Raw genomic sequence first — 20,555 nt, forward strand, 5'->3', positions numbered from 1 at the left:
CTGGGAGGGCCCGGCGTGGCTTTCAGTTCGATATCGAGACACAGAGCATTGTCCGCGGTGGCCTTGCTGGCGACCGCGGGCTTGATAGCGGCCGGTGCGGGAGGACCGGCCCAGGCTGCGGAACCGCCCGCGGTGCCCGCGGCCGCAGTGGGGAAAGACATTCAGGTCACGTTGATCACCGGCGACAAGGTGACGGTGCGCGGTGGCGACCCGGCCAAGGCGACGGTCCAGCCGGGCAACGGCCGGCAGGACATCGGGTTCAACACCTACCGGTCGAAGGACCACTCCTATGTGATCCCGTCCGATGTCACCAAGGCCGTCGCGGACGGCCGGCTGGATCGCCGGCTGTTCGACGTGACCGGGTTGATCGAGGACGGGTACGACGACGCGTCGCGCCCGGTGATCCCGGTGCTGGCGACGTACCAGGGCACGGCGAAGCGCTCGGTGCCCGCGGGTGCGAAGGTCACCCGGCAGCTCCCGTCGATCGGCGGAGCCGCGATGGCGGTGGACAAGAAGAACGCGACCGCGTTCCTGGGTACGGCGACCGCACAGTCGGCCAACGGAATCGGCAAGGTCTGGCTGGACGGCAAGCGTGAGATCTCGCTGGATCAGTCGGTGCCGCAGATCGGCGGCCCGGTGGCCTGGCAGGCCGGCTACACCGGTCAGGGCGTGTCGGTCGCCGTCCTCGACACCGGGATCGACGCCACCCACCCGGACCTGGCGACTCAGCTGGCCGGTGCCCGGAACTTCACCGACGACAGCGCCGGCGACCTGGTCGGTCACGGCACGCATGTCGCGTCGACGATCGCGGGCACCGGGGCCGCATCGGACGGCAGGTACAAGGGTGTGGCGCCGGACGCGAAGCTGTACGACGGGAAGGTGTGTGTGGGCCGGACCTGCCAGGACTCCGCGATCCTGGCCGGGATGGAGTGGGCCGCGAACGAGGTGAAGGCGAAGATCGTCAACCTCAGCCTCGGCGGCACCGACACTCCCGAGATCGATCCGCTAGAGGAAGCCGTCAACCGGCTGACCGCCGACACCGGCACGCTGTTCGTCATCGCCGCGGGCAACGCGGGGTCCGGTGATCACACCATCAGTTCGCCGGGCAGCGCGGACGCGGCGCTGACGGTCGGCAACGTCGACAAGCAGGACCAACTGCACTTCCTGTCCAGCCGTGGCCCACGGGTCGGTGACGGCGCGGTCAAGCCCGACGTGACCGCGCCCGGCACGGACATCGTCGCCGCGAAGTCCAAGGACTCCTCGATCGGCGAGCCCGTCGGCGACCAGTACCTGCGCCTGTCCGGTACGTCGATGGCCGCACCGCACACCGCGGGCGCGGCGGCCCTGCTGCTGCAGGAACACCCGGTCTGGACACCGGGACAGCTCAAGGGCGCGCTGATGGGTTCGGCCAAGGTGGCCGCCGACCAGACGTCCTTCCAGCAAGGCGCCGGACGGATCGACCTGGCGGCCGCGATCAAGCAGACCGTCATCGCCGAGTCGGGCAGCGTGTCGTTCGGCACCGCGGCCTTCCCGCACAACGACGATGAACCGGTCACGCGCGACGTCACCTTCCGCAACCTGGGCGACCAACCGGTCACCCTGTCGCTGGCCGCCGTACTCAACGGCCCGGACGGTACGGCGGCGCCCACGGGAGCGCTGACCCTGAGCGCCGACTCCGTGACCGTGCCGGCCGGCGGCACCGCCTCGGTCCAGGCGACCTCGAACACTAACCACAGCGGCGCCGACGGCCTGTACTCCGGCCGGATCACCGCGACCGGCTCGGGCACCTCGGTCGTCGTACCCCTGGGAGTGGAGAAGGAAGGCGAGGTCTACACGCTGACCGTCTCGACGATCAGGCCGGACGGGACGCCGAGCGACTACCCGATCACGGTCTTCGGTCTCGACAACGACGTGTTCGACACCTACGGCAGCGAGGGCGGCACGGTAAAGATCAAGCTGCCGAAGGGCGAGTACCTGGTCGACAACTTCCAGGAGTTCGAGCTGGCCACCGAGGACTGGGCGTTCTACAAACTCCTCGCGCCGAGTATCAAGCTGACCTCCGACCAGCAGGTCGTCCTGGACGCGCGGAAGGCGAAGGTCCTCACCACCACGGTGCCGCGGGCGGATGCCGAGCAGGCGAACCTGGATGTCGGATTCGACCGGAACTCGGCTGACGGGACGCGCCCCTACGTGTCCTCGGCGGTCGGCTTCAAGTTCGGGCGGATGTTCACACTGAGCACCGGGCCGGCCCTGCCGGCTGCGGAGCTGACCGGGCATGTCACGTCGCAGTGGGGTGTTCGCGGTGACGGGTACTTCACGAACACGCCGTACGTGTACGGGCTCGCGAACCACCAGCCGGGCGAGTTCGCCACCGGCTTCCATCGGGACGTCCGTCAGGAAGAGCTCGCCACGGTCGACAGCACCGTGAACGCGACCAACAGCGAGCAGGTCGGGAAGCTGATCGCACCGAGCCTGCCCGGGGTCAGCGGAGTCTTTGTCCCGGTCGTGCGGCTCGACCTCCCGAGGACTCTGCGCTACTACCTCGATCAGACGCCGGGGGGATGGTTCGGTGACGTCGGACCTGATGTGCCGCGCGGCGCCTGGTCGTTGGCCGGCCCGGCAAAGTCTTATCAGGCCGGGCGGAGCTATCACGAGCGGTGGAACGCGGCTTCGTTCGTGCCGTCCGTCAATGAGGCGTACCGGGACGGCGGTGATCTGAGGGTGTCGGTCTGGACCTATGCGGATGCGGACGGGAACGTCGGCCGGGTGCGAAGTTCAGGGAGCAGCACGCTCTACCGAAACGGCGCGGAGGTGGCGACGTCGGGCTCGTTCGGTGGTGTCGCGGCGAGTGGATTGCCGGCGGACAAGGCGTCGTACAAGTTCGTCACGTCGGGGACGCAGACGGTGTCCGGGTTCTCCACGCGGACGGACCTGACGGCGACGTTCAGCTCGGCGGCGCCGGCTGCGAAGACGGCGTTGCCGGTACGGACGGTCAGATACAAGCCGGACGTGGATGCGCAGAACACCGTGAAGCGGACGGCGGTGACGGTGCTGCCGATCGTGCTGGACGGTACGCCGGGTGCGGTGCTGCCGGCGGTGAAGCAGTTGCAGGTCCAGGTGTCTGGTGATGGCGGAACGACCTGGAAGGCGGCGTCCGTCGTACCTTCCGGCGCCGGCTACAAGGCCGTGTTCGCGACGCCCGCCGGTCCGTCGGTCTCGCTCAAGGCCACCCTGGTCGATGCCGCAGGCAACACCACCGACCAGACGGTGATCGCCGCGTACCCACTGCGGTGAGACACAAGAACCCCCGGGGAGAGGTTCAGGTCTCCCCGGGGGTTCTGTGCGTGGTGGTGCGGGTCAGCCGAGCAGGTTCAGGGCCCGGACGGCGTCGCGCTCCTCGCCGAGTTCGGTGGTGCTGGCGTCGATCCGGGCGCGGGAGAAGTCGTTGATCTCCAGGCCCTGGACGATCTCCCAGTTGCCGTCCTTCGTGGTCACCGGGAACGACGAGATCAGGCCCTCCGGTACGCCGTACGAACCGTCGGAGACGACCGCCATCGACAGCCAGTCGCCGTCGGCCGAGCCGCGCAGCCAGTCGCGGGTGTGGTCGATCGTCGCCGCCGCCGCGGACGCCGCCGAGGACGCGCCGCGGGCCTCGATGATCGCCGCGCCGCGCTTCTGCACGGTCGGGATGAAGTCGTTCTCCAGCCAGGCCTGGTCGTTGACGACCTCGGCGGCGTTCTTACCGGCCACCTCGGCGTGGAAGATGTCCGGGTACTGGGTCGCGGAGTGGTTGCCCCAGATCGTCACCTTCTTCAGGTCGGTGACGTGCGTACCGGTCTTCTTCGCCAGCTGCGCCAGCGCCCGGTTGTGGTCCAGCCGGGTCAGCGCGGAGAACCGCTCGGCCGGGATGTCCGGGGCGTTGCTCCGGGCGATCAGCGCGTTCGTGTTGGCCGGGTTGCCGGTCACGGTGATCCGGATGTCGTCCGCGGCGTGGTCGTTCAGCGCCTTGCCCTGGACGGTGAAGATCGCGCCGTTCGCCTCCAGCAGGTCGCCGCGCTCCATTCCCTTGGTCCGCGGCCGGGCGCCGACCAGCAGGGCCACGTTCGCGCCGTCGAAGATGACGTTCGGGTCGTCGCCGATCTCCACGCCGGCCAGCGTCGGGAAGGCGCTGTCGTCGAGCTCCATCACGACCCCCTCGAGCGCCTTCAGCGCCGGGGTGATCTCCAGCAGCCGCAGCTCGACCGGCGTGTCCGGGCCGAGCAGCGCACCGCTCGCGATCCGGAACAACAGGCTGTAGCCGATCTGACCAGCGGCCCCGGTAACGGCCACCTTCACCGGTGTAGTGCTCACGACACGCTCCTCGAACTCATGTGATGTGTGTGCTTCGGACGCTAGCAAGCCCCGCCCGCAGCACCAACGCTGGGGCGCCCACGACTTCCTCACATCCGCCCGCCTGCGGCGGGCGGGACAAAGGAAAGAAAGGGAGAGAGGAGGGGAGGCCTTCCTCACATCGGTTTGTGCTGGTAGGCCGGGATCGTTCACTGCCCGGATACCGGCCGGACCCCGGCAGGCAGCGGCGATTTCGCCGCCCGCGCTGAGGGTGAGGCGAGTCCCTGACGTGTAAGGAGAACCCCATGAAGCGAACGGTGCTGCCCCGCCGATTCGTCCCCGTCGCCGCGTCGGCCCTCGCCGTCGCCGCCGCCTTCCTGGTCCCGCAGGCCGTCCCAGCGACGGCGCCGGTCACCGACACGGCCGCCCAGTCCGCCGACAAGCATCGCGACGACTACGTCATCGTCGGGCACCGGGGTGCGTCCGGTTACCGCCCGGAACACACGCTGGCGTCGTACGAGCTGGCGGCCCGGATGGGGGCCGACTACATCGAGCCCGACCTGGTGACCACCAAGGACCGGGTGCTGGTGGCCCGGCACGAGCCCGAGATCGGCGGTACGACGGACGTCGCGGCGCACCCGGAGTTCGCGGCCCGGAAGAAGACCAAGCAGCTCGACGGTGTCGCGGTGACCGGGTGGTTCGCCGAGGACTTCACCCTGGCCGAACTGCGGACGCTCCGGGCGAAGGAGCGGATCCCGGCGGTCCGGCAGCACAACACCGTGTTCGACGGCCACTACCAGGTGCCGACCCTGCAGGAGGTCATCGACCTGAGCCGCCGGCTGTCCCGCGAGCTCGACCGGCCGATCGGCATCTACCCGGAGACCAAGCACCCGACGTACTTCCAGCAGCAGGGCCTCGCGCTCGAGCCGCAGCTGGTGAAGACCCTCAACCGCAACGGCCTGAACCGCGCGGACGCCAAGGTGTTCGTCCAGTCCTTCGAGGTGTCGAACCTCAAGGCCCTGCGCACGCAGCTGCGGGTCCCGCTCGTCCAGCTCACCAGCTCGTCCGGAGCGCCGTACGACTTCGTCGTCGCCGGTGACCCGCGCACGTATGCCGACGTCGTCAGCCCGGCCGGTCTGCGCGAGGTCGCGACGTACGCAAAGGGCCTCGGACCGTCGAAGGACCAGGTCATCCCGCTCGACGCGACCGGCAGGCTCGGTCAGCCGACCGCGCTGGTCGCCAACGCGCACCGGGCCGGCCTCGTCGTCCACCCCTACACCTTCCGGGTGGAGAACAACTTCCTGCCGGCGAACTTCGACAGCTCCACCGTCGCGGCCGACTCGGGCAACCTGTTCGGCGAGATCGCGGCGTACCGGCAAGCTGGGATCGACGGGCTGTTCACCGACAACACCGACATCGCGGTGGCCGAGGAGACCGAAGCGCGATGACAAGATAGGCGGGTGGAACGCAAGGTCGGCTCCGGGACCGCGACCGTCGAGGCTGACGCCGACGGGACCTTCGTGCTCCGGGTCGACGGATCGCTGCAGTCGCAGGTCGACCTTGCCGACCCCACCCACCTGTCCTTCGAGTACATGCGACGGATCGGCGATGTCGTCGACGCCGTCGCACCTCGACGTCAGCCGGTCGCCGTCGCGCACGTGGGCGGCGCCGGGCTGAGTCTCCCGCGGTACGTCGCGGTGACCCGGCCGCGGTCGCGGCAGATCGTACTGGAGCCGGACGAGGATCTGACCGAGTTCGTCCGCGAGGCGCTGCCGCTGCCGAAACGCTCCGGTATCAAGGTGCGCGGCGTCAGCGGCCGGGCCGGGATCACCGAGCTGTACGACGACTCGATGGACCTGCTGATCCTGGACGCGTTCGAGCACGAGGCGGTCCCGGCGAACCTGGTCACCACCGAGTTCTTCGCCCACTGCGCCCGGGTCCTGCGGCCGACCGGCGTACTGGTCGCCAACCTGATCGACGGCTCGGCCGGCCTGCCGTTCATCCGTCGTACGGCGGCGACCGTCCGTGGAGTCCTCGGCGACGGCGTCGTACTGGCCGAGCGGAAAGTCCTTCGGGGCAAGGGGTTCGGGAACGTCATCCTGGTCGCGTCACCGCAGCCCGTCCCCGATCTGACCCCAGCCGGTCGACGGGCTCAACCGCCGTACGACGTGATGCCGTTGAGCGAGCTGGCCGGCAAGGCCGCGCCGCTCACCGACGCGGAAGGTTTCGTCACGCCGGCCGCGCCGCCCGGCACGTTCCGGAACTGACGGTCACGCGGCGGCCCGGCTCCTCGCGTAGCTGAGGCGGTCGAGGGTCTGGGCGAAGGCGGCGCGCTCGTCGGAGGTCGCGCCGAGCGCTCGGACCAGGCGGTCTAGGCGATCCCGGTTGGCCAGGCGCGTACCGCGGAACCAGCCTTGCAGAGTCGTCCGCGGGACGCCGGTGAGGTGCTCCAACGTCCGTTGCGACCGCGGCCGTGCGAGCGCGGACAGCGCTGCGCCCAGATCCTCGAGTGTCTGGGCGGCCTGCAGGAGCTCGACAACATCCTGCGGATCGCGGCTCACGATCTCCCATCTCCGCCGCCAGACCGGCATGAGCTCGGCCGCAACCCCGCAGCCCGCGAGGAAAGCGGACGTCACGTCCCACGACGGCAGCTGCTTGCCGCTCGTCGCCCGGACCAGGTGTGCGTGCGAGTAGTGCGCGTGATCGGCCAGCTCGCGATAGGTCAGCCCGGCGTGCCGCCGTACCCGCTGCAACGCCGCGGCGAACGCCTCCACATCCTGCATCTCGACCTCCTCGCGATCAAACATAATTCAACATGAATGAACAAAGCAAGTGTCAGGAGTCAAGGTACGATTGGGCAATGTCTGTCGCGAAGGTTGCTGCTCTGAGCTATTACCCGGTGAAGGGTCTGGCCGGGGTGTCCGTGGAGCAGGCCGAGGTGGGGCCGACCGGGCTCCGGCACGACCGGAACTTCATGCTCGTCGAGCCGGACGGGACCTTTCTGAGCCAGCGGAGCCTGCCGGCGATGGCGGCGCTGCGGGCCGAGGTTCTCGACGACGGTGCGGCGCTCCGGTTCACCGCGGCGGGCGCGCCGGACCTCGAGGTGCCGGTCCAGTACGACGGCAAGCGGCGCGACGTCAGCCTGTTCGGGAAGTGGTTCGGCCAGGGCGTCGTACAGGATCCGGCTGCGGACGAGTGGTTCTCCGCGCGACTCGGCAAGCCCGCGGCGCTGGTCCGGGTGACGCCGGAGCACGAGCGGCCGGGGTGGGGCGTGCATCGCGGGCAGACCGGGTTCGGTGACGCGCACGCATTGCTGATCACGTCACTGTCCTCGCTGGACGGTCTGAACGAGCGGATCGTGGAGCACGGCGGCGACGCGATCCCGATGAACCGCTTCCGGCCGAACATCGTCGTGGCCGGCTGGCCCGAACCGCACACCGAGGACAAGGTGCTGCGGATGTCGGCCGGTGCGGTCGAGATCGGGTACGCGGCCCGCTCGATCCGGTGCGCGGTCCCGACCGTCGACCAGGCGACCGGTGAGAAGCGAGGTCCCGAGCCGACCCGGACGCTGGCGACGTACCGCCGGCAGCCGGACTACGGCGGCGGCGTCAGCTTCGGCCTCAAGGCCGCAGTACTTGCCGAAGGCACCCTTCATGTAGGCGATGAGGTCTTGGTACACGACTGGCTCCCGGACGGCCCGGACCCGGCGCCGACCACTCGGTAGCCCGCCCCGTTCTGGACCTCACACGGCGTGCGTTAACCGAGGGTGGTCGGGACACCGTGTGGGAGGAGTTGGAGGCGGGTGGACAGGCCGGCCTGGTCGAAGGTCTTGGCGAGGTGGTCGGGGCCCTCGGAGAAGTGGGACCAGCCTTCGGTGTGAACGGGGACGATGGTGGCGGGGGTGAGGAGGTGGGCGGCCTCGGCGGCGGCTTCGGAGGTGAGGGTCAGTGGGGCGCCGTCCATCAAGGAGGTCCGGGCGGCGCCGGCGAAGAGAACGGCGACGTCGATCGGAGCGAAACGATCGGCGATCCGCTTGACCAGGTCGACCGACGCATTGTCGCCGGAGACGTAGACGGTCGGGAGGTCGTCCGCGGTGAGGACGAAGCCGGTGACTGCGCCGAGCACGGCCTCGGCGCCTTCAGGGCCGTGGAGGGCCGGCACGCCGGTGACGGTGAGTACGCCGCCGTCCGGACGCGGCAGCTCCACCGACTCCCAGATCTCCAGACCGCGTACGCCGGGAATCCGGGTGGCGGCTCCTGGAGTCGACAGGACCGCCGGGACCGCCGACAGCAGCGCGCGGCCGGCGTCGTCGAGGTTGTCCTTGTGCTCGTCGTGCGACAGCAGGACGACGTCGACCGGGCCGAGCTCCGAGACGGGCACGGCCGGGCCGATCAGTTTGGTCATCACCCGACCGGTCGCCAAGACGTACTCCTGCGGCTCGTCGAACGCGGGGTCGGTCAGGATGGTCAGTCCACCAAGGCTGATCAGTGCGGTCGGGCCGCCGATGTGGGTGATCTTCATGCCAACGATCGTCGCGCTCGGCTGCCGCGACTACCATTGGCCCGAGAGCCACAGTTCCTGAAGATCGGGCCATACTGGTTCCATGCGTACCGTCGCCGTCCTCGCCTTCGACCGGATGAGCCCGTTCCATCTCTCCGTCCCGTGCCTGGTGCTCGGCGACCGTCTCGGCGAGCCGAGCGAGTACGACGTCCGCGTGTGTGCCGAGCAGCCCGGTCCGCTGTCGACCAACGCCGGCTTCGGGATCACCGTCGACCACGGCCTCGAGGCGATGGACGCGGCGGACCTGGTGATCCTGCCGAGCTGGCATCCGAAACGCGAACCGTCCGCCGTACTGATCGACAGCATCCGGCAGGCGCACGACCGCGGTGCCACGGTGGTCGGGCTGTGCGTCGGCGCGTTCCTGGTCGCGGCGAGCGGGATCGCGGACGGCCGGGAGGTCGTCACGCACTGGCGGTGGGCGGACCAACTGCAAGAGATGCACCCGGACATCAAGGTCCGCGCGGACATGCTGTGGTCGGACCTCGGCGATCTCGTCACCTCGGCCGGGACAGCCGCGTCGATCGACTGCTGTCTGCACCTCGTCCGCACCCACCACGGCGTCGAGCTGGCCGAGCGGCTGGCCCGGAGCATCGTCGTCGCGCCGCATCGCAGCGGCTCCCAGGCGCAGTACATCCCGGTGCCCGTCCCGCCCGATCCCAGCGACGACGTGATCGAGAAGGCGATGGTCTGGGCCCGCGCCCGACTCGATCAGCCTGTGTCCCTGGACGAATGGGCGGCCGCGGTCGCGTTGTCCCGTCGTACCTTCACCAGGCAGTTCCGCGCCCGGACCGGCAGCTCCGGGCAGGCCTGGCTGCTACGCCAGCGGCTCGATCGGGCCAGGTTGTTGCTCGAGACCACCGATCACCCGGTCGAACGCGTCGCCACCGAGAGCGGCTTCGGCAGCAGCGCAGCCCTGCGCCACCACTTCCACACCGTCCTCGGTACGACGCCGCAGCGGCATCGTCAGGAGTTCGGCGTACTCACAGCAGGAGCAGGAGGGTATACAGAGCCGGCGCCGCGAAGGTGACCAGGAGGATCCAGGCGATCATCCGGTGACCCGGTTTGCCACCGTCGAGGGACGAGGCGAAGTAGAGCACGGCGCCTTCCTCGGTATGACGGCTCAGACCCATCCGCCTGGCCTCTTCCGGGCGCGGATCGGGGCGCTCGTCGGCGAGGGCGTCCGGCGGGATCCCGAAGTGAGCGGGCCGGGGCGGGTCCAGGTCGTCGCGTTCCCCGTACATCCGGCCTCCGCAGGGTTGGTGGACCAAGGGTCGTTCCCTCCCATGGTCGCACCAACTCCCGACGAAAGTGCGCTCCGCCTTACGTGAAATCCGCGACCCAGCTGACGCGGTCGGTCCTACCTGTCAGACAGAGGAGGGCCTTGCAGTACGGTGTCACGGCCTTGCCGACGGCGAGCGTCTTCAGGTTGCAGTTCAGCACGGTGCTCTTGCTCTGCGCCATCATCTGGTCGTAGGCCCTCTGCGGGGACCATTCGTCGCCACCCGCTGCCGTCATGGAGGAACCGCTGGCATTGAGGTTGCTGGCCGACTTCGAGCGGCTGCCGGCGTCCGCGCGGGCCCCCTGGGTCAACCCGGGATCCTGCTCGAGCGGTGCACACCCGTTGGCGACGCGGGCCGCGTCGATCATGTCGAACAACTGCAACTCGTCCTTCTCCATCCCACCGTCCCGCGCCGGCGGAGGTGGCGGGGTGTTGGTGGTGGGCGGGGCGGTCGGCCGGGTTGCGGTGGTGCGGTCCGGCGTCGGGGTGGGCTGGTTGGGTGCCGTGGTGGTGCGGCCCTCGGTCGACTTCGAGGTCGGGGCTTCGGTGGGTTCGCTCGTCGACGGGGTGGAGGTCGGCGTGGCCGAGTCCGTCGGGGTCGGCGTCGGGGTCGCGCTGGGCGTGACCGGCGGCGTACTCACCTTGGACGACGGGGGATTCACCACCGGCTTGGTCGTCGGGGTGACGTAGGTGTCGTCGGTGCGCGTGACGATCGGGACCGAGGCGTCGGCCTCGTCGTTCTGCGGCTGGTGCAGCAGGATCCAGGAGATCGGGGTGATCACGAGTAGGACGGATGCCACCGCGACCAGCGGTCGACGAGCGCGCGAGCCTCCGGCGGCGGACCGGGCTGCCGCGCGTGAACCGCCGCGGCCGCCTCCACCTGAGGCAGCCGCGGCGTGCGGGCTGGAGGTCGTTCGACCCGCGGTGGCCGCGGTCGTGATGGCTGTGCCGACGGTCCGGGAGCCTGACGTGACGGTGGGCGCGGTCTCGGAGTCCGCGTCGTCCGTCGAGGCGAAGCGCCTGCCTGCCCGGGACCCCGACTCGGTCGTCGAGCCCGCCGCGGACTGAGTCACCCAGGCCGGCGAACCGCCTGCTGCTGACCGCGAGTACGACCGCGACGAGGCGGTCTCGCCGGCCCCGGAGCCGAGCCCGGACTCGCTGGCGCGGGAGTACGACCGGGAGGAGGCGGTCTCGCCCAGGCCGGACTCGCTTGCGCGTGAGTACGACCGCGACGAGGCGGTCTCGCCGGCCCCGGAGCCGAGCCCGGACTCGCTGGCGCGGGAGTACGACCGGGACGAGGCCGTCTCGCCGAGGCCGGATTCGCTGGCGCGGGTGTAGGAGCGGGAGGAGGCGGTCTCGCCCAGGCCGGTGGCTGCGGCGGGCGGCGTACCGGCGGCTGCTGCGCGGGTGTAGGAGCGCGATGAGGCCGTTTCGCCGAGGCCGGACTCGCTCGCGCGGGTGTAGGACCGGGGCGAAGTGGTGTCGCTGGGGCCCGTTCCGACGCTGGAGGGGGAGGCGGGGCGGGCGATCGGCTGGGTCCCGGCGCCTGGGGACGACTGGGTGTTTGCCCAGAACGGGGACTCGTTGGCCGCGCCCGCGGACTGTGCGGTCGCCCAGAACGGCGACTCGTCACTGGTCCGTGGTGCGTACCGGGGTGGCTCCGGTGGGGGCGGCGGAGTGGTCTCCGCCGGAGTGGGGCGGTTGGCCGCGCTGGAGCGGGATCCGCGGGATGCTGCCCGGGTCGCTTTCCTGCGTGGCTTGTACCGGCCGTTGGCGCCGGACTCGGACATTATTTCGTTGTTCCCTTCACTGTCTCGCCCCCAAGACGTGCCTCATCATTCGTCTCACCGGAACCCCCAGGACGGTCCGGCGACATGGCAAGGACGGATCTACCCGCAGTGACCGGCCGTGAACCGGCCGGACATTGTGGCCGTGAGACAACATCTCCGCCACACTCGGTGCGTTCGACACAATGACGTCCTCAGCTCCGGCCGAAGTCCTGGACCCAGCTGCCTGGGCCCCAGTCGGATCGGACCTGTCCGGGGTCGTAGCCGATGCCGATGGAGGTGAACCGGCAGTTCAGGATGTTCTTGCGATGTCCCTCGCTCTTCATCCAGGCCGCGACGACCTTCTGCGCGCTGTCGTAGCCGGCGGCGATGTTCTCGCCCCAGCCCGAGCCGCGGTATCCGGCGGCCGACATCCGGTCACCCGGGTCCTGGCCGTCGGGGTTCGTGTGATCCATGTAGTGCCGGCGGACCATGTCGGACGCGTGCTTCCCGGCCGCCGAGACCAGCGCGCTGTCCAGCCGGAGCGGACCGCAGCCCTGCTGCTCCCGGATCGCGTTGGTGTAGTTGAGCACCTCGCGCTCCTGCGCGTTCGTGCCGCCACCGCTGACCGGCGGCTGCGTCGTCGGATCGCTCGGCCGCGGCTCGGTGGTCTCGGTCTTCGTCGGCGTCGTCCGCGTCGGCCGCGGCTTCTGGATGGTCCTGGAGTCCGTGGTGCGCGGAGCCGTCGGGCTGACCGTCACGGTCGTCACGCCGGCAGTCGATGCAGTGGTGACGATGCTCGTCGGTGAACCGGTCGGCGTCGTGGCCGGTGAGTCCGAGGTCGACGTCGACGCGGCCGAGCCGAGGGTCGGAGTACCGGCGACGGTCGTGGTCGTTCCGTTCGGAAGCGTCTTGGTGACCGTGCTGTACGGCGTACCGGAAGAGTTGGTGCCGTCGACAACCGATCGGCCGGCGTCGTCCCGGGTCTCCTCGGAGACGTTCAGGACCTTCGTCGCGCCGTCGACGGTCGAACCGTCGCGGGACATCAGCCAGACCACCGGGCCGATGGCAAGCAGGACGGACAGCGCACTGACCGTCGGGCCGATCAGGCCACGGCTCCGCCGGGGAGCTCGTCTACTGCCGCGGTGTCGCCGGGGGGTAGGCGAATCCGTCATGGGTGGGCGAATCCTCTTCGTTTTCGTCGTACCGAGTGCTCGTCGTTCCCCGCGTTGCAGTTGCTGCCAGGTCCCCCCTGGTTACAGGAGTGCGACCTTAACCGACCGGAGAGGTCACCGTTACAGGTTCGCGACGGCTCTTAACGTTTCCCGAAGGTTTTCCGGGAAACGTTTAACCACCGCGCTGGGGTCAGCGGGTCATCCGCCGAAGTCCTGCACCCAACTGCCGTTGCCCCATTCCGGTTTCACCTGGCCGGCGTCGTAGCCGATGCCGATCACCGTGTAGGTGCAGTTGAGGATGTTCTTGCGGTGCCCGGAGCTGTTCATCCAGCCCTCGACCACGGCCGCCGGGCTCTGGTAACCGACCGCGATGTTCTCGGCCATCGCGCCGCCGCGGTACCCGGCGGCCTTCATCCGGTCGAACGGGCTGCGGCCGTCCAGGCTGTCGTGCGCGAAGTAGTGCCGGTCGACCATGTCGGCCGCGTGGGCCTCGGCGGCATTGGTCAGCGCGCTGTTCGTCCGCAGCGGACCACAGCCGGCCTTGGCGCGCTCGTCGTTCGTCAGCTTCAGCACCTGCGCTTCCGCCGTACCCGATCCACCGGACGGCGCGCTGGTCGTCGTCTTGGTGGGCGTCGGCGTACTGGTGCGCGTCGGCCTCGGCGTCGGCTTCGTCGACCGGGTGCCCTCCCGGCTCGGTGCGGACGTCGTTCGGCGGGGGGTGGGGGTCGGGGTCGTGGTCTTCGTCCGGGTCGGTGTCGCTTTCGGAGCGGGCGTCGTACGGCGGGGAGGTGTGGAGGACGGGGTCGCTGAGATGCTCGGTGTGAGAGAGGTGTCGTCCGAGGTGGTCGTCAACGGCCGGTCCTGGCTGGTCAGGACATTCGCGGTCCGGTCCAGCACGAACCACCCGATGCCGGCGATCAGCACCAAGGCGGCGAGCGAGGCCAGGACCGGCCCGATCACTCCAAAGCGCTGCTGCGGGCGTTTGTGGCTCGTCATGGTGTGCAGCCTTGCCCACCCTGGGCAGGCATCACTCCCCGGCCCGGCCGCACTTCACGAACCTTTGACAATGTCATGCGTTTGAACGAAACGGTCAGCACCTGGCGATGATGATGTCCGCGACGACCTTCCAGCCCAGGCTGCGATAGAGCCGCAGGCCGTCGATCGAGGCGATCAGGATGCCGCGCTTGGCGCCCTGGGCCGCCGCCGTCTCGACCAGCGAGGCCATCACCGCACTGCCGAGCCCGCGCCGCCGGTGCGCCGGATCGGTCTCGATCCGGTCCGCGACCGCGTCCTCGCCGACCACCGCCATCCGCCCGCTCGACACAACTCCGCCGTGCAACGTGGCGCGGGTGATGATCAGGTCGGACTCGAGCTCGGTGTGCAGGGTATAGCGCTCGTGCAGCTTCAGCGCCGGCTGCTCCGACAACTGGATGGTCATCAGCCAGTCCTGATCCTGCTGCACCTCGAGGCCGAGGTCCTCGAGCTGCTCGATCCGGGCTTCCTTGTCGTCCGTGGCCAGGGTGATCCAGCCGGCCCCGCGGCCACCACCGGCGGCCAGGGCCAGCTCGGCGGCACGTTCGACCCGTTCAGGCTTGTCATCGGCATCCAGTACGACATACTCCATCGCGCGGTTCTCCTCACCCGCACGGACGGTCAGGATGCCGTCGTTGTCGTCCTCCACGGTGGTCCAGCCCCTCGAAACCGACCACCCGGCCTGCCAGCGGCGGACGAGCTCCTCACGATCTCTCACCCGTCGATTCAAGCAGCCAGATGGCGAGACGGCGAGGGGAAGTGGTGTCGTCTGTCACCAACTGGCCGTACATCACCGATTCCGGGCGGTCACCAATACCGCTCGGAGTCACCAACCGGCAACCCCTCGGCGCCAACCGATTTCCCGGGCTCGCCGGTCAATCCCGCTCGGACGCGAGCAGGTCGAAGCCGAGGTGGTCGACGTACGAACCGTCCCGTCGCGCCGATGCGGCCCGCTCGGTGCCGAACCGGGTGAAGCCGTTGACCTCGGCAACGTGCGCCGACGCACTGTTGCCATCGGCAGCGAACAGCACGAGTCGCCGCCGGCCCAGACCGCCCTCCGCGACTGGCGTGAAGGCGTGATCGATGATCAGCCCGACCGCGGTCGACATCACCTTGCGGCCACGCGCACCGGGGTGCATCCAGTACCCGATCTCACCCACGGTCTTGTCCAGCCGGTGGTTCATGCCAAAGACGCTCACGCATCCCAGCAGTTCGTCGGTCGCGAGGTCTGCGACCGCCCAGGAGACACCCTCACCGATCGCCCGTGGTTCCTGCCGGCCCTCCATGAAGGTCTTCGCGTCCTCCAAGGTGTACGGCGACGGCAGCCCGGCCAGCCAGTAGTGCGTCCGCTCGTCGTTGCACGCCTCGACGATCCGCTCCGCGTCCGCCGGGCGGAACGGACGCAATCGAAGCCCGTTCCCTTCGAGCACAGTCACCGGCCACCAGTTGCCCTGCGGCTCGAGTGCACCGTCCTTTCCGACCGTGGCGACCCACTCGTCGTACCGCACACCCCGAGCCTTCCCACCCCCTGGTACGACGACCAGGCCGCGGAACCCGGCCTTCCACGCGACCCGGCGCGAACCCCAGTTGCCGACGAACGCGCGCCAGATCACCCGGTCCCAGCCGAGCACGTCGAACGCGTACCGGACCACCAGCTTCAGCGCCCGAGTCATCACCCCGGCATCCCGGACCTCCGGTGCCAGCGCGAACCCGACCTCACCGACCCCGCCCTCGCCGTCGCGCAGATCGATGGTGCCGGCGTACTGACCGTCGTACTCGATCGCCCAGGCCCACATGCCGCCGTTGCGCCAGCCGGTCGGGATGATCTCGGTCAGGAAGCTGACCGCGTGTTCGCGCCGGTAGGGGACCGGGATGGTGGTCCAGCGCTGCATCTCCGGGTCCTGGCACATCAGGTAGGCGGGGTCGATATCGGCCTCGGTGTGCGCACGCAGGGTCACCACGTCATCGGTCAGCACCGGCACGTCGTCGGGGAATCGCATACTTCAGGGTGACGTGACGCAATCACCGGAGCAATGCATTTCCCTGACAGACAGGCCTATCCACACTAGGCTGTGGACCGTGAACGCAGCCGGAGCAGAGGCACCGCGGGGCCGGGGAGGGCAGCTGGCCGCTCAGCGCCAGGCCACGATCGTTGCCGAGGTCAACAGTCGGGGTGCGGTCACGGTCGCCGAACTGGTCGATCGGTTCGGTGTGTCCGACATGACGATCCGGCGCGACCTGGACGCGCTGGACTCCAGTGGCCTGCTGCACAAGGTGCACGGTGGCGCCACTTCGGTCGGGCTGCGCAGCGCGCACGAGCCGGGGTTCGACGCCAAGCTGACCCAGGAGTCCGCGGCCAAGCAGGCGATCGCGGCCGAGGCGGCCAGCCGGGTCCAGCCGGACAGCGCGATCGGCATCGGCGCCGGCACCACGACGTACGCACTGGCCCGCCAGTTGCTCCGGGTGGAGAACCTGACCGTCGTGACGAACTCGGCCCGGATCGCCGACGTGTTCCACGGCAACAGCCGCTCCGACCGCACCGTCGTCCTGATCGGTGGCATCCGGACGCCCTCCGACGCGCTGGTCGGCCCGATCGCGACGGCCGCGCTGGGCTCGCTGCACCTCGACCTGCTCTTCCTCGGTGCGCACGGCGTCGACGCCGAGCACGGGCTGAGCACCCCGAACCTGATGGAGGCCGAGACCAACCGGTCCTTCATCGCCGCGAGTCGCGAGGTGGTCGTCGTCGCCGACCACACCAAGTGGGGCACGGTCGGACTGAGTACGTTCGCCACCTGGGCGGACCTCGACGTCATCGTCACCGACGCCGGCCTGTCCACCCCCGCCCGCAAAGCCATGCGCGACACGGGCTGTGAGCTGATCATTGCTTCATGAGGGCCCGAGAGGCCCCTCTCGGTAGGCCGTACTGGGTTCTCTGGACCGCCGGCGCCATCTCCTTCCTCGGGGACGGCATCACCTTCGGGGCGTTGCCGCTGCTGGCCGCATCGATGAGTCGCGACCCGCGCGTCGTCTCGCTCACCGAAGCCGTCACCGGGATCGGCTGGCTGCTGCTCGGCCTGGTGTCGGGCGTGATGGTCGACCGCTGGCGCCGTACCACCACGATGTGGATCGTCGACGCGATCCGGGCCGTCATCGCCGGCGCGTTCGCGGTCGTCGTCCTGTTGGGCCAGGAGAGCATCCCGCTGCTGCTGATCACCGGGTTCCTGCTCGGCATGCTCGCGCCGTTCTTCGACAACGCGTCCGCGGTGGTGATCCCGGACCTCGTCGCCGCCACCGCGCTGGAGCGGGCCAACGGCTACAACCAGGCCGCGCTGGTCCTGCTGGCGAACCTGATCGGCCCGCCGCTCGGTGCGGTGTTGTTCGTCCTGCATCACGGCCTGCCGATCATGGTCGACGCCATCTCGTTCGCGGCCGCCGCCGTACTGGTCTTCCTGGTACGGCGTGCCGCCCCGGCCCGGGCGGTGTCGCCGGACCGGAACCTCGGCCGGGAGCTGAAAGAAGGACTGCTCTATCTCTGGCGGCACAAGCTGCTGCGAACGCTGTGCCTGCTGCTCCTGGTCGCGAACGCGGTCGGCGCGGGCATCGTCGCGATCCTTGTCCTCTATGTACTGGAGGCGCTGCACCTGCCGGAGGCCTGGTTCGGCTGGCTGGTCGCGACGTACGCGGTCGGCGGAGTCGTCGGCGCGGCGCTCGCACCCCGGCTGGCACGCCGCCTCTCGACCTTCAAGAACCTGATCATCTCGATGCTGGTGCTCGGCTTCGCGGTCGTCGTGTTCGGAGTGGCGAGCGAGCTCGCGCTGATCATCCCCGGCGCCGTGCTGATGGGTTTCGGCAGCACCTGGTGGAACGTCATCTCGATCTCGCTGCGGCAGCGGATCGTGCCGGCCGAGCTGCTCGGCCGGGTGACCGCGGTGTACCGGATGGTCGCATTCTGCGCCGCGCCGGCGGGTGCGGTCGGTGCGGGAGTCCTCGCCCATCGCACCGACTTACAGACGCCGTACCTGGTAATGGGCCTGTTACAGGTCGCCGCCACCCTCGCCTTCGCCCCGTTGATCAAACGGGAGCTGTCAGTCGACCCGGGACGCCCCGGCTGACGGATCCGCGGCCAGCGCGGTCGGCGTACGGAAGCCATGCTCCGCGAAGGCCTTCTCGATGGCCGACAGTACGGCGTCCGCCGACTCGGCCTCGGTCAGGGCGATGATGCAGCCGCCGAAACCACCGCCGGTCATGCGGGCGCCGAGCGCGCCGGCTTCGAGGGCGGTGTCGACCGCGACATCCAGCTCCGGCACGGTGATCTTGAAGTCGTCGCGCAGTGACGCGTGCGACGCGGTGAACAGCGGCCCGACGTCGCGCAGCCGGCCGGAGCGCATCAGCTCGACCGCCTCCTCGACCCGGCGGATCTCCGTCACCACGTGCCGCACCCGGCGGCGTACGACGTCGTCCGGCAGCCGATCGAGTGCTTCGGCGAGGTCGTCGTACGCGATGGAGCGCAGGGCCGGTACGCCGAGCACGGCCGCGGCCTCCTCGCAGCTCTTCCGGCGGGCGGCGTACTCGCCGTCGACGTGCCGGTGCGGGGCCTTCACGTCGACGACCAGCAGCGCGAGACCGTCGGCGGCCGGGTCGAACGGGATCTGGTCGGTGGACATCGCGCGGATGTCGAAGTACAGGGCGTGCCCGGCGGTGCAGCACATCGACGCCATCTGGTCCATCAGGCCGACCGGCGCACCGACGTACCGGTTCTCGGCCTTCTGTGCGAGCCGGGCGACCTCCGCCGGGTCGACCTCGATGTCGCGCAGTCCGAGCAGGGCAACCGAGGTCGCACACAGCAGGGCGGCGGACGAGGACAGACCGGCGCCGGACGGCAGGTCGGAGTCGACCAGCAGGTTGGCGCCGCCGATCGGGTAGCCGGACTCACGCAGGATCCAGGCCGCGCCGGCCGGGTACGCCGCCCAGTCGCCGACCGAACCCGGAGCCAGCTCGTCGATGGCGAACTCGATCACGCCCGAGTGACCGCTCGACGCGACCGCGATCCGGCCGTCGTCACGCTTCGACGCGGTCACCTGGATGCGGTTCGGCAGGGCGATCGGCAGCACCAGGCCGTCGTTGTAGTCGGTGTGCTCGCCGATCAGGTTGACCCGGCCGGGCGCTCGCCAGCTGCCCTCCGGCGCGACCCCGAAGACGTCCTCGAACGAGCTCACGAACCCACCTTCCGCAGAGTCTCGGCCACATCCTCCGGCCGGGTGTCACTGATGAACGCGCCCATGCCGGACTCCGAGCCGGCCAAGTACTTGATCTTGTCCGCGGCCCGGCGGATCGACAACACCTCGAGGTGCAGGTAGCCGAGCTCGCGATCGATCCGGACCGGGGCCTGGTGCCAGGCGGCGATGTACGGCAGCGGGTCGCCGTACAGGCCGTCGAGCCGTTGCAGGACGTCGAGGTAGAGCTCGGCGAAGTCGTCGCGCTCGCCGACCGACAGCTCGCTGATGTCGGCGACCTGGCGGTGCGGGTACAGGTGCACCTCGACCGGCCAGCGGGCCGCCTCCGGCACGAACGCGGTCCAGTTGGTGTTCTGCGTGACGACCCGGGCGCCGTCCTTCTTCTCCGCGGCCAGGATGTCGGCGAACAGGTTGCTGCCGGCAACCGCCTGGTGCTCGCGGGCGCGGGCCATCAGGGTCCGCATCCGCGGCGGCAGGAACGGGTAGGCGTAGATCTGGCCGTGCGGGTGGCTCAGCGTCACACCGATCTCACGGCCGCGGTTCTCGAACGGGAAGACGTGCTCGACGTCGTCACGGGCGCTCAGCTCGGCGGTCCGGTCCGCCCAGGTGTCGACCACCAGCCGGGCCTGGCCCTGGGACAGGTCGGTGAACGACTGGTTGTGGTCGCTGGTGAAGCAGACCACCTCGGTCCGGCCCGGGCCGGCGAAGGACGGGAACCGGTTCTCGAACACGGCGACGTTGTAGTCGTGGTCCGGGATCTCGGTCGGGTTGCCCGGCTTGCTCGCGCACAGCGGACACTGGTCGGCCGGCGGCAGGTAAGTCCGGGTGTTGCGGTGGGTCGCGTACGTGATGACGTCACCGGTGAGCGGATCGGTCCGCAGGTCCACCTGCGGCTGCGGGGCCGGCAGACCGCGGGTGTCCTCGAGCGGCACCCGGGCCGGCGCGTCGGCCGGGTCGTAGTAGATCAGCTCGCGGCCGTCGGACAGCTTGGTGTCCGTACGGCGCGCGCCGCGCGGTGTGTTCATCGTGTGACCCTCCCGGCCGCCGGACACCGACGGCCAGGAATCATCGTAAACCAACAAACTCGAACATGCATCGTGATACTTGACACCGGTAGGCTAAATAGATGGACGACTACGCCCAACGCACGCCCTCTCGACATCTGACGAGAGGGCGCTAG

18 protein-coding genes are annotated in these 20,555 nt (G+C 69.7%); 7 read left to right on the forward strand and 11 right to left on the reverse strand.

Going from position 1 to position 20,555, the window contains the following annotated elements:
* Positions 1-57 precede the first annotated feature (57 nt).
* Complete coding sequence (locus ACGFIF_RS12720; RefSeq protein ID WP_393154391.1) at positions 58-3,294, forward strand: S8 family serine peptidase; 3,237 nt, start codon at positions 58-60, stop codon at positions 3,292-3,294.
* A 63-nt stretch (positions 3,295-3,357) separates the two neighbouring features.
* Here ACGFIF_RS12720 and ACGFIF_RS12725 read toward each other — a convergent pair whose 3' ends face one another.
* Complete coding sequence (locus tag ACGFIF_RS12725) at positions 3,358-4,350, reverse strand: malate dehydrogenase (RefSeq protein ID WP_393154392.1); 993 nt, start codon at positions 4,348-4,350, stop codon at positions 3,358-3,360.
* Positions 4,351-4,634: 284 nt separating this feature from the next.
* On the opposite strand from ACGFIF_RS12725, the gene ACGFIF_RS12730 reads away from it, so the two are divergent.
* On the forward strand, positions 4,635-5,777 hold the full coding sequence (locus ACGFIF_RS12730) for a glycerophosphodiester phosphodiesterase (protein WP_393154393.1): 1,143 nt from the start codon (positions 4,635-4,637) through the stop codon (positions 5,775-5,777).
* 12 nt (positions 5,778-5,789) lie between these two features.
* Positions 5,790-6,596, forward strand: a complete 807-nt coding sequence (locus ACGFIF_RS12735) for a spermidine synthase (protein ID WP_393154394.1) — start codon at positions 5,790-5,792, stop codon at positions 6,594-6,596.
* 3 nt (positions 6,597-6,599) lie between these two features.
* Here the strand turns inward: ACGFIF_RS12735 and ACGFIF_RS12740 are convergent, their stop codons facing one another.
* Complete coding sequence (locus tag ACGFIF_RS12740) at positions 6,600-7,112, reverse strand: helix-turn-helix transcriptional regulator (protein WP_393154395.1); 513 nt, start codon at positions 7,110-7,112, stop codon at positions 6,600-6,602.
* A gap of 77 nt (positions 7,113-7,189) precedes the next feature.
* Here ACGFIF_RS12740 and ACGFIF_RS12745 point away from each other — a divergent pair, with 77 nt between their 5' ends.
* Positions 7,190-8,053, forward strand: coding sequence for an MOSC domain-containing protein (locus tag ACGFIF_RS12745; protein ID WP_393154396.1), 864 nt, complete (start codon positions 7,190-7,192; stop codon positions 8,051-8,053).
* Between the two features lie 32 nt (positions 8,054-8,085).
* Here ACGFIF_RS12745 and ACGFIF_RS12750 read toward each other — a convergent pair whose 3' ends face one another.
* Positions 8,086-8,850: an MBL fold metallo-hydrolase gene (locus ACGFIF_RS12750; RefSeq protein ID WP_393154397.1), complete on the reverse strand. Its 765-nt coding sequence runs from the start codon at positions 8,848-8,850 to the stop codon at positions 8,086-8,088.
* Positions 8,851-8,932: 82 nt separating this feature from the next.
* Between ACGFIF_RS12750 and ACGFIF_RS12755 the strand changes: the two genes are divergently transcribed.
* Positions 8,933-9,916 (forward strand): GlxA family transcriptional regulator, encoded by a 984-nt coding sequence (locus ACGFIF_RS12755; RefSeq protein ID WP_393154398.1) that lies wholly within the window; start codon positions 8,933-8,935, stop codon positions 9,914-9,916.
* Here the strand turns inward: ACGFIF_RS12755 and ACGFIF_RS12760 are convergent.
* The 6 genes from ACGFIF_RS12760 to ACGFIF_RS12785 form a co-directional block, all read right to left on the reverse strand.
* Positions 9,870-10,130 carry a hypothetical protein gene (locus tag ACGFIF_RS12760; protein WP_393154399.1) on the reverse strand — a complete coding sequence of 87 codons (261 nt, stop codon included), beginning with the start codon at positions 10,128-10,130 and terminating at the stop codon, positions 9,870-9,872. The two genes, ACGFIF_RS12755 and ACGFIF_RS12760, sit on opposite strands and share 47 nt — an antisense overlap.
* 79 nt (positions 10,131-10,209) lie before the next feature.
* Positions 10,210-11,958: a CAP domain-containing protein gene (locus ACGFIF_RS12765; protein WP_393154400.1), complete on the reverse strand. Its 1,749-nt coding sequence runs from the start codon at positions 11,956-11,958 to the stop codon at positions 10,210-10,212.
* A 191-nt stretch (positions 11,959-12,149) separates the two neighbouring features.
* Positions 12,150-13,109, reverse strand: coding sequence for a CAP domain-containing protein (locus ACGFIF_RS12770; protein WP_393154401.1), 960 nt, complete (start codon positions 13,107-13,109; stop codon positions 12,150-12,152).
* Between the two features lie 198 nt (positions 13,110-13,307).
* Complete coding sequence (locus ACGFIF_RS12775) at positions 13,308-14,105, reverse strand: CAP domain-containing protein (protein WP_393154402.1); 798 nt, start codon at positions 14,103-14,105, stop codon at positions 13,308-13,310.
* 94 nt (positions 14,106-14,199) lie between these two features.
* Positions 14,200-14,859 carry a GNAT family N-acetyltransferase gene (locus tag ACGFIF_RS12780; protein ID WP_393154403.1) on the reverse strand — a complete coding sequence of 220 codons (660 nt, stop codon included), beginning with the start codon at positions 14,857-14,859 and terminating at the stop codon, positions 14,200-14,202.
* 157 nt (positions 14,860-15,016) lie between these two features.
* A complete protein-coding gene (locus ACGFIF_RS12785; RefSeq protein ID WP_393154404.1) occupies positions 15,017-16,141 on the reverse strand; it encodes a GNAT family N-acetyltransferase in 1,125 nt (374 codons plus the stop codon).
* A 79-nt stretch (positions 16,142-16,220) separates the two neighbouring features.
* Between ACGFIF_RS12785 and ACGFIF_RS12790 the strand changes: the two genes are divergently transcribed.
* Both ACGFIF_RS12790 and ACGFIF_RS12795 read left to right on the forward strand, forming a co-directional pair.
* The gene (locus ACGFIF_RS12790; RefSeq protein WP_393154405.1) at positions 16,221-17,033 is read left to right on the forward strand and encodes a DeoR/GlpR family DNA-binding transcription regulator; all 813 of its coding nucleotides are present in this window, start codon (positions 16,221-16,223) and stop codon (positions 17,031-17,033) included.
* Positions 17,030-18,253 carry an MFS transporter gene (locus tag ACGFIF_RS12795; protein WP_393154406.1) on the forward strand — a complete coding sequence of 408 codons (1,224 nt, stop codon included), beginning with the start codon at positions 17,030-17,032 and terminating at the stop codon, positions 18,251-18,253. The genes ACGFIF_RS12790 and ACGFIF_RS12795 overlap by 4 nt, the downstream gene beginning before the upstream one ends.
* Here the strand turns inward: ACGFIF_RS12795 and galK are convergent.
* Together galK and galT are read right to left on the reverse strand one after the other, a co-directional pair.
* Positions 18,227-19,357, reverse strand: coding sequence for a galactokinase (gene galK / locus ACGFIF_RS12800; protein ID WP_393154407.1), 1,131 nt, complete (start codon positions 19,355-19,357; stop codon positions 18,227-18,229). The genes ACGFIF_RS12795 and galK overlap by 27 nt on opposite strands.
* On the reverse strand, positions 19,354-20,400 hold the full coding sequence (galT, locus tag ACGFIF_RS12805) for a galactose-1-phosphate uridylyltransferase (protein ID WP_393154408.1): 1,047 nt from the start codon (positions 20,398-20,400) through the stop codon (positions 19,354-19,356). The genes galK and galT overlap by 4 nt, the downstream gene beginning before the upstream one ends.
* Between the last annotated feature and the right edge of the window lie 155 nt (positions 20,401-20,555).

The organism is Kribbella sp. NPDC049174 (assembly GCF_043197365.1).
In the GTDB taxonomy this organism is placed as follows: domain Bacteria; phylum Actinomycetota; class Actinomycetes; order Propionibacteriales; family Kribbellaceae; genus Kribbella.

Bases quoted from the DNA above. Each gene is read 5' to 3' on its own strand.
- ACGFIF_RS12730 (WP_393154393.1), top strand. From the start codon at position 4,635: ATGAAGCGAACGGTGCTGCCCCGCCGATTCGTCCCCGTCGCCGCGTCG.
- ACGFIF_RS12740 (WP_393154395.1), bottom strand. From the start codon at position 7,112: ATGCAGGATGTGGAGGCGTTCGCCGCGGCGTTGCAGCGGGTACGGCGG.
- ACGFIF_RS12745 (WP_393154396.1), top strand. From the start codon at position 7,190: ATGTCTGTCGCGAAGGTTGCTGCTCTGAGCTATTACCCGGTGAAGGGT.
- ACGFIF_RS12750 (WP_393154397.1), bottom strand. From the start codon at position 8,850: ATGAAGATCACCCACATCGGCGGCCCGACCGCACTGATCAGCCTTGGT.
- ACGFIF_RS12755 (WP_393154398.1), top strand. From the start codon at position 8,933: ATGCGTACCGTCGCCGTCCTCGCCTTCGACCGGATGAGCCCGTTCCAT.
- ACGFIF_RS12760 (WP_393154399.1), bottom strand. From the start codon at position 10,130: ATGTACGGGGAACGCGACGACCTGGACCCGCCCCGGCCCGCTCACTTC.
- ACGFIF_RS12765 (WP_393154400.1), bottom strand. From the start codon at position 11,958: ATGTCCGAGTCCGGCGCCAACGGCCGGTACAAGCCACGCAGGAAAGCG.
- ACGFIF_RS12770 (WP_393154401.1), bottom strand. From the start codon at position 13,109: ATGACGGATTCGCCTACCCCCCGGCGACACCGCGGCAGTAGACGAGCT.
- ACGFIF_RS12775 (WP_393154402.1), bottom strand. From the start codon at position 14,105: ATGACGAGCCACAAACGCCCGCAGCAGCGCTTTGGAGTGATCGGGCCG.
- ACGFIF_RS12785 (WP_393154404.1), bottom strand. From the start codon at position 16,141: ATGCGATTCCCCGACGACGTGCCGGTGCTGACCGATGACGTGGTGACC.
- ACGFIF_RS12795 (WP_393154406.1), top strand. From the start codon at position 17,030: ATGAGGGCCCGAGAGGCCCCTCTCGGTAGGCCGTACTGGGTTCTCTGG.
- galT (WP_393154408.1), bottom strand. From the start codon at position 20,400: ATGAACACACCGCGCGGCGCGCGCCGTACGGACACCAAGCTGTCCGAC.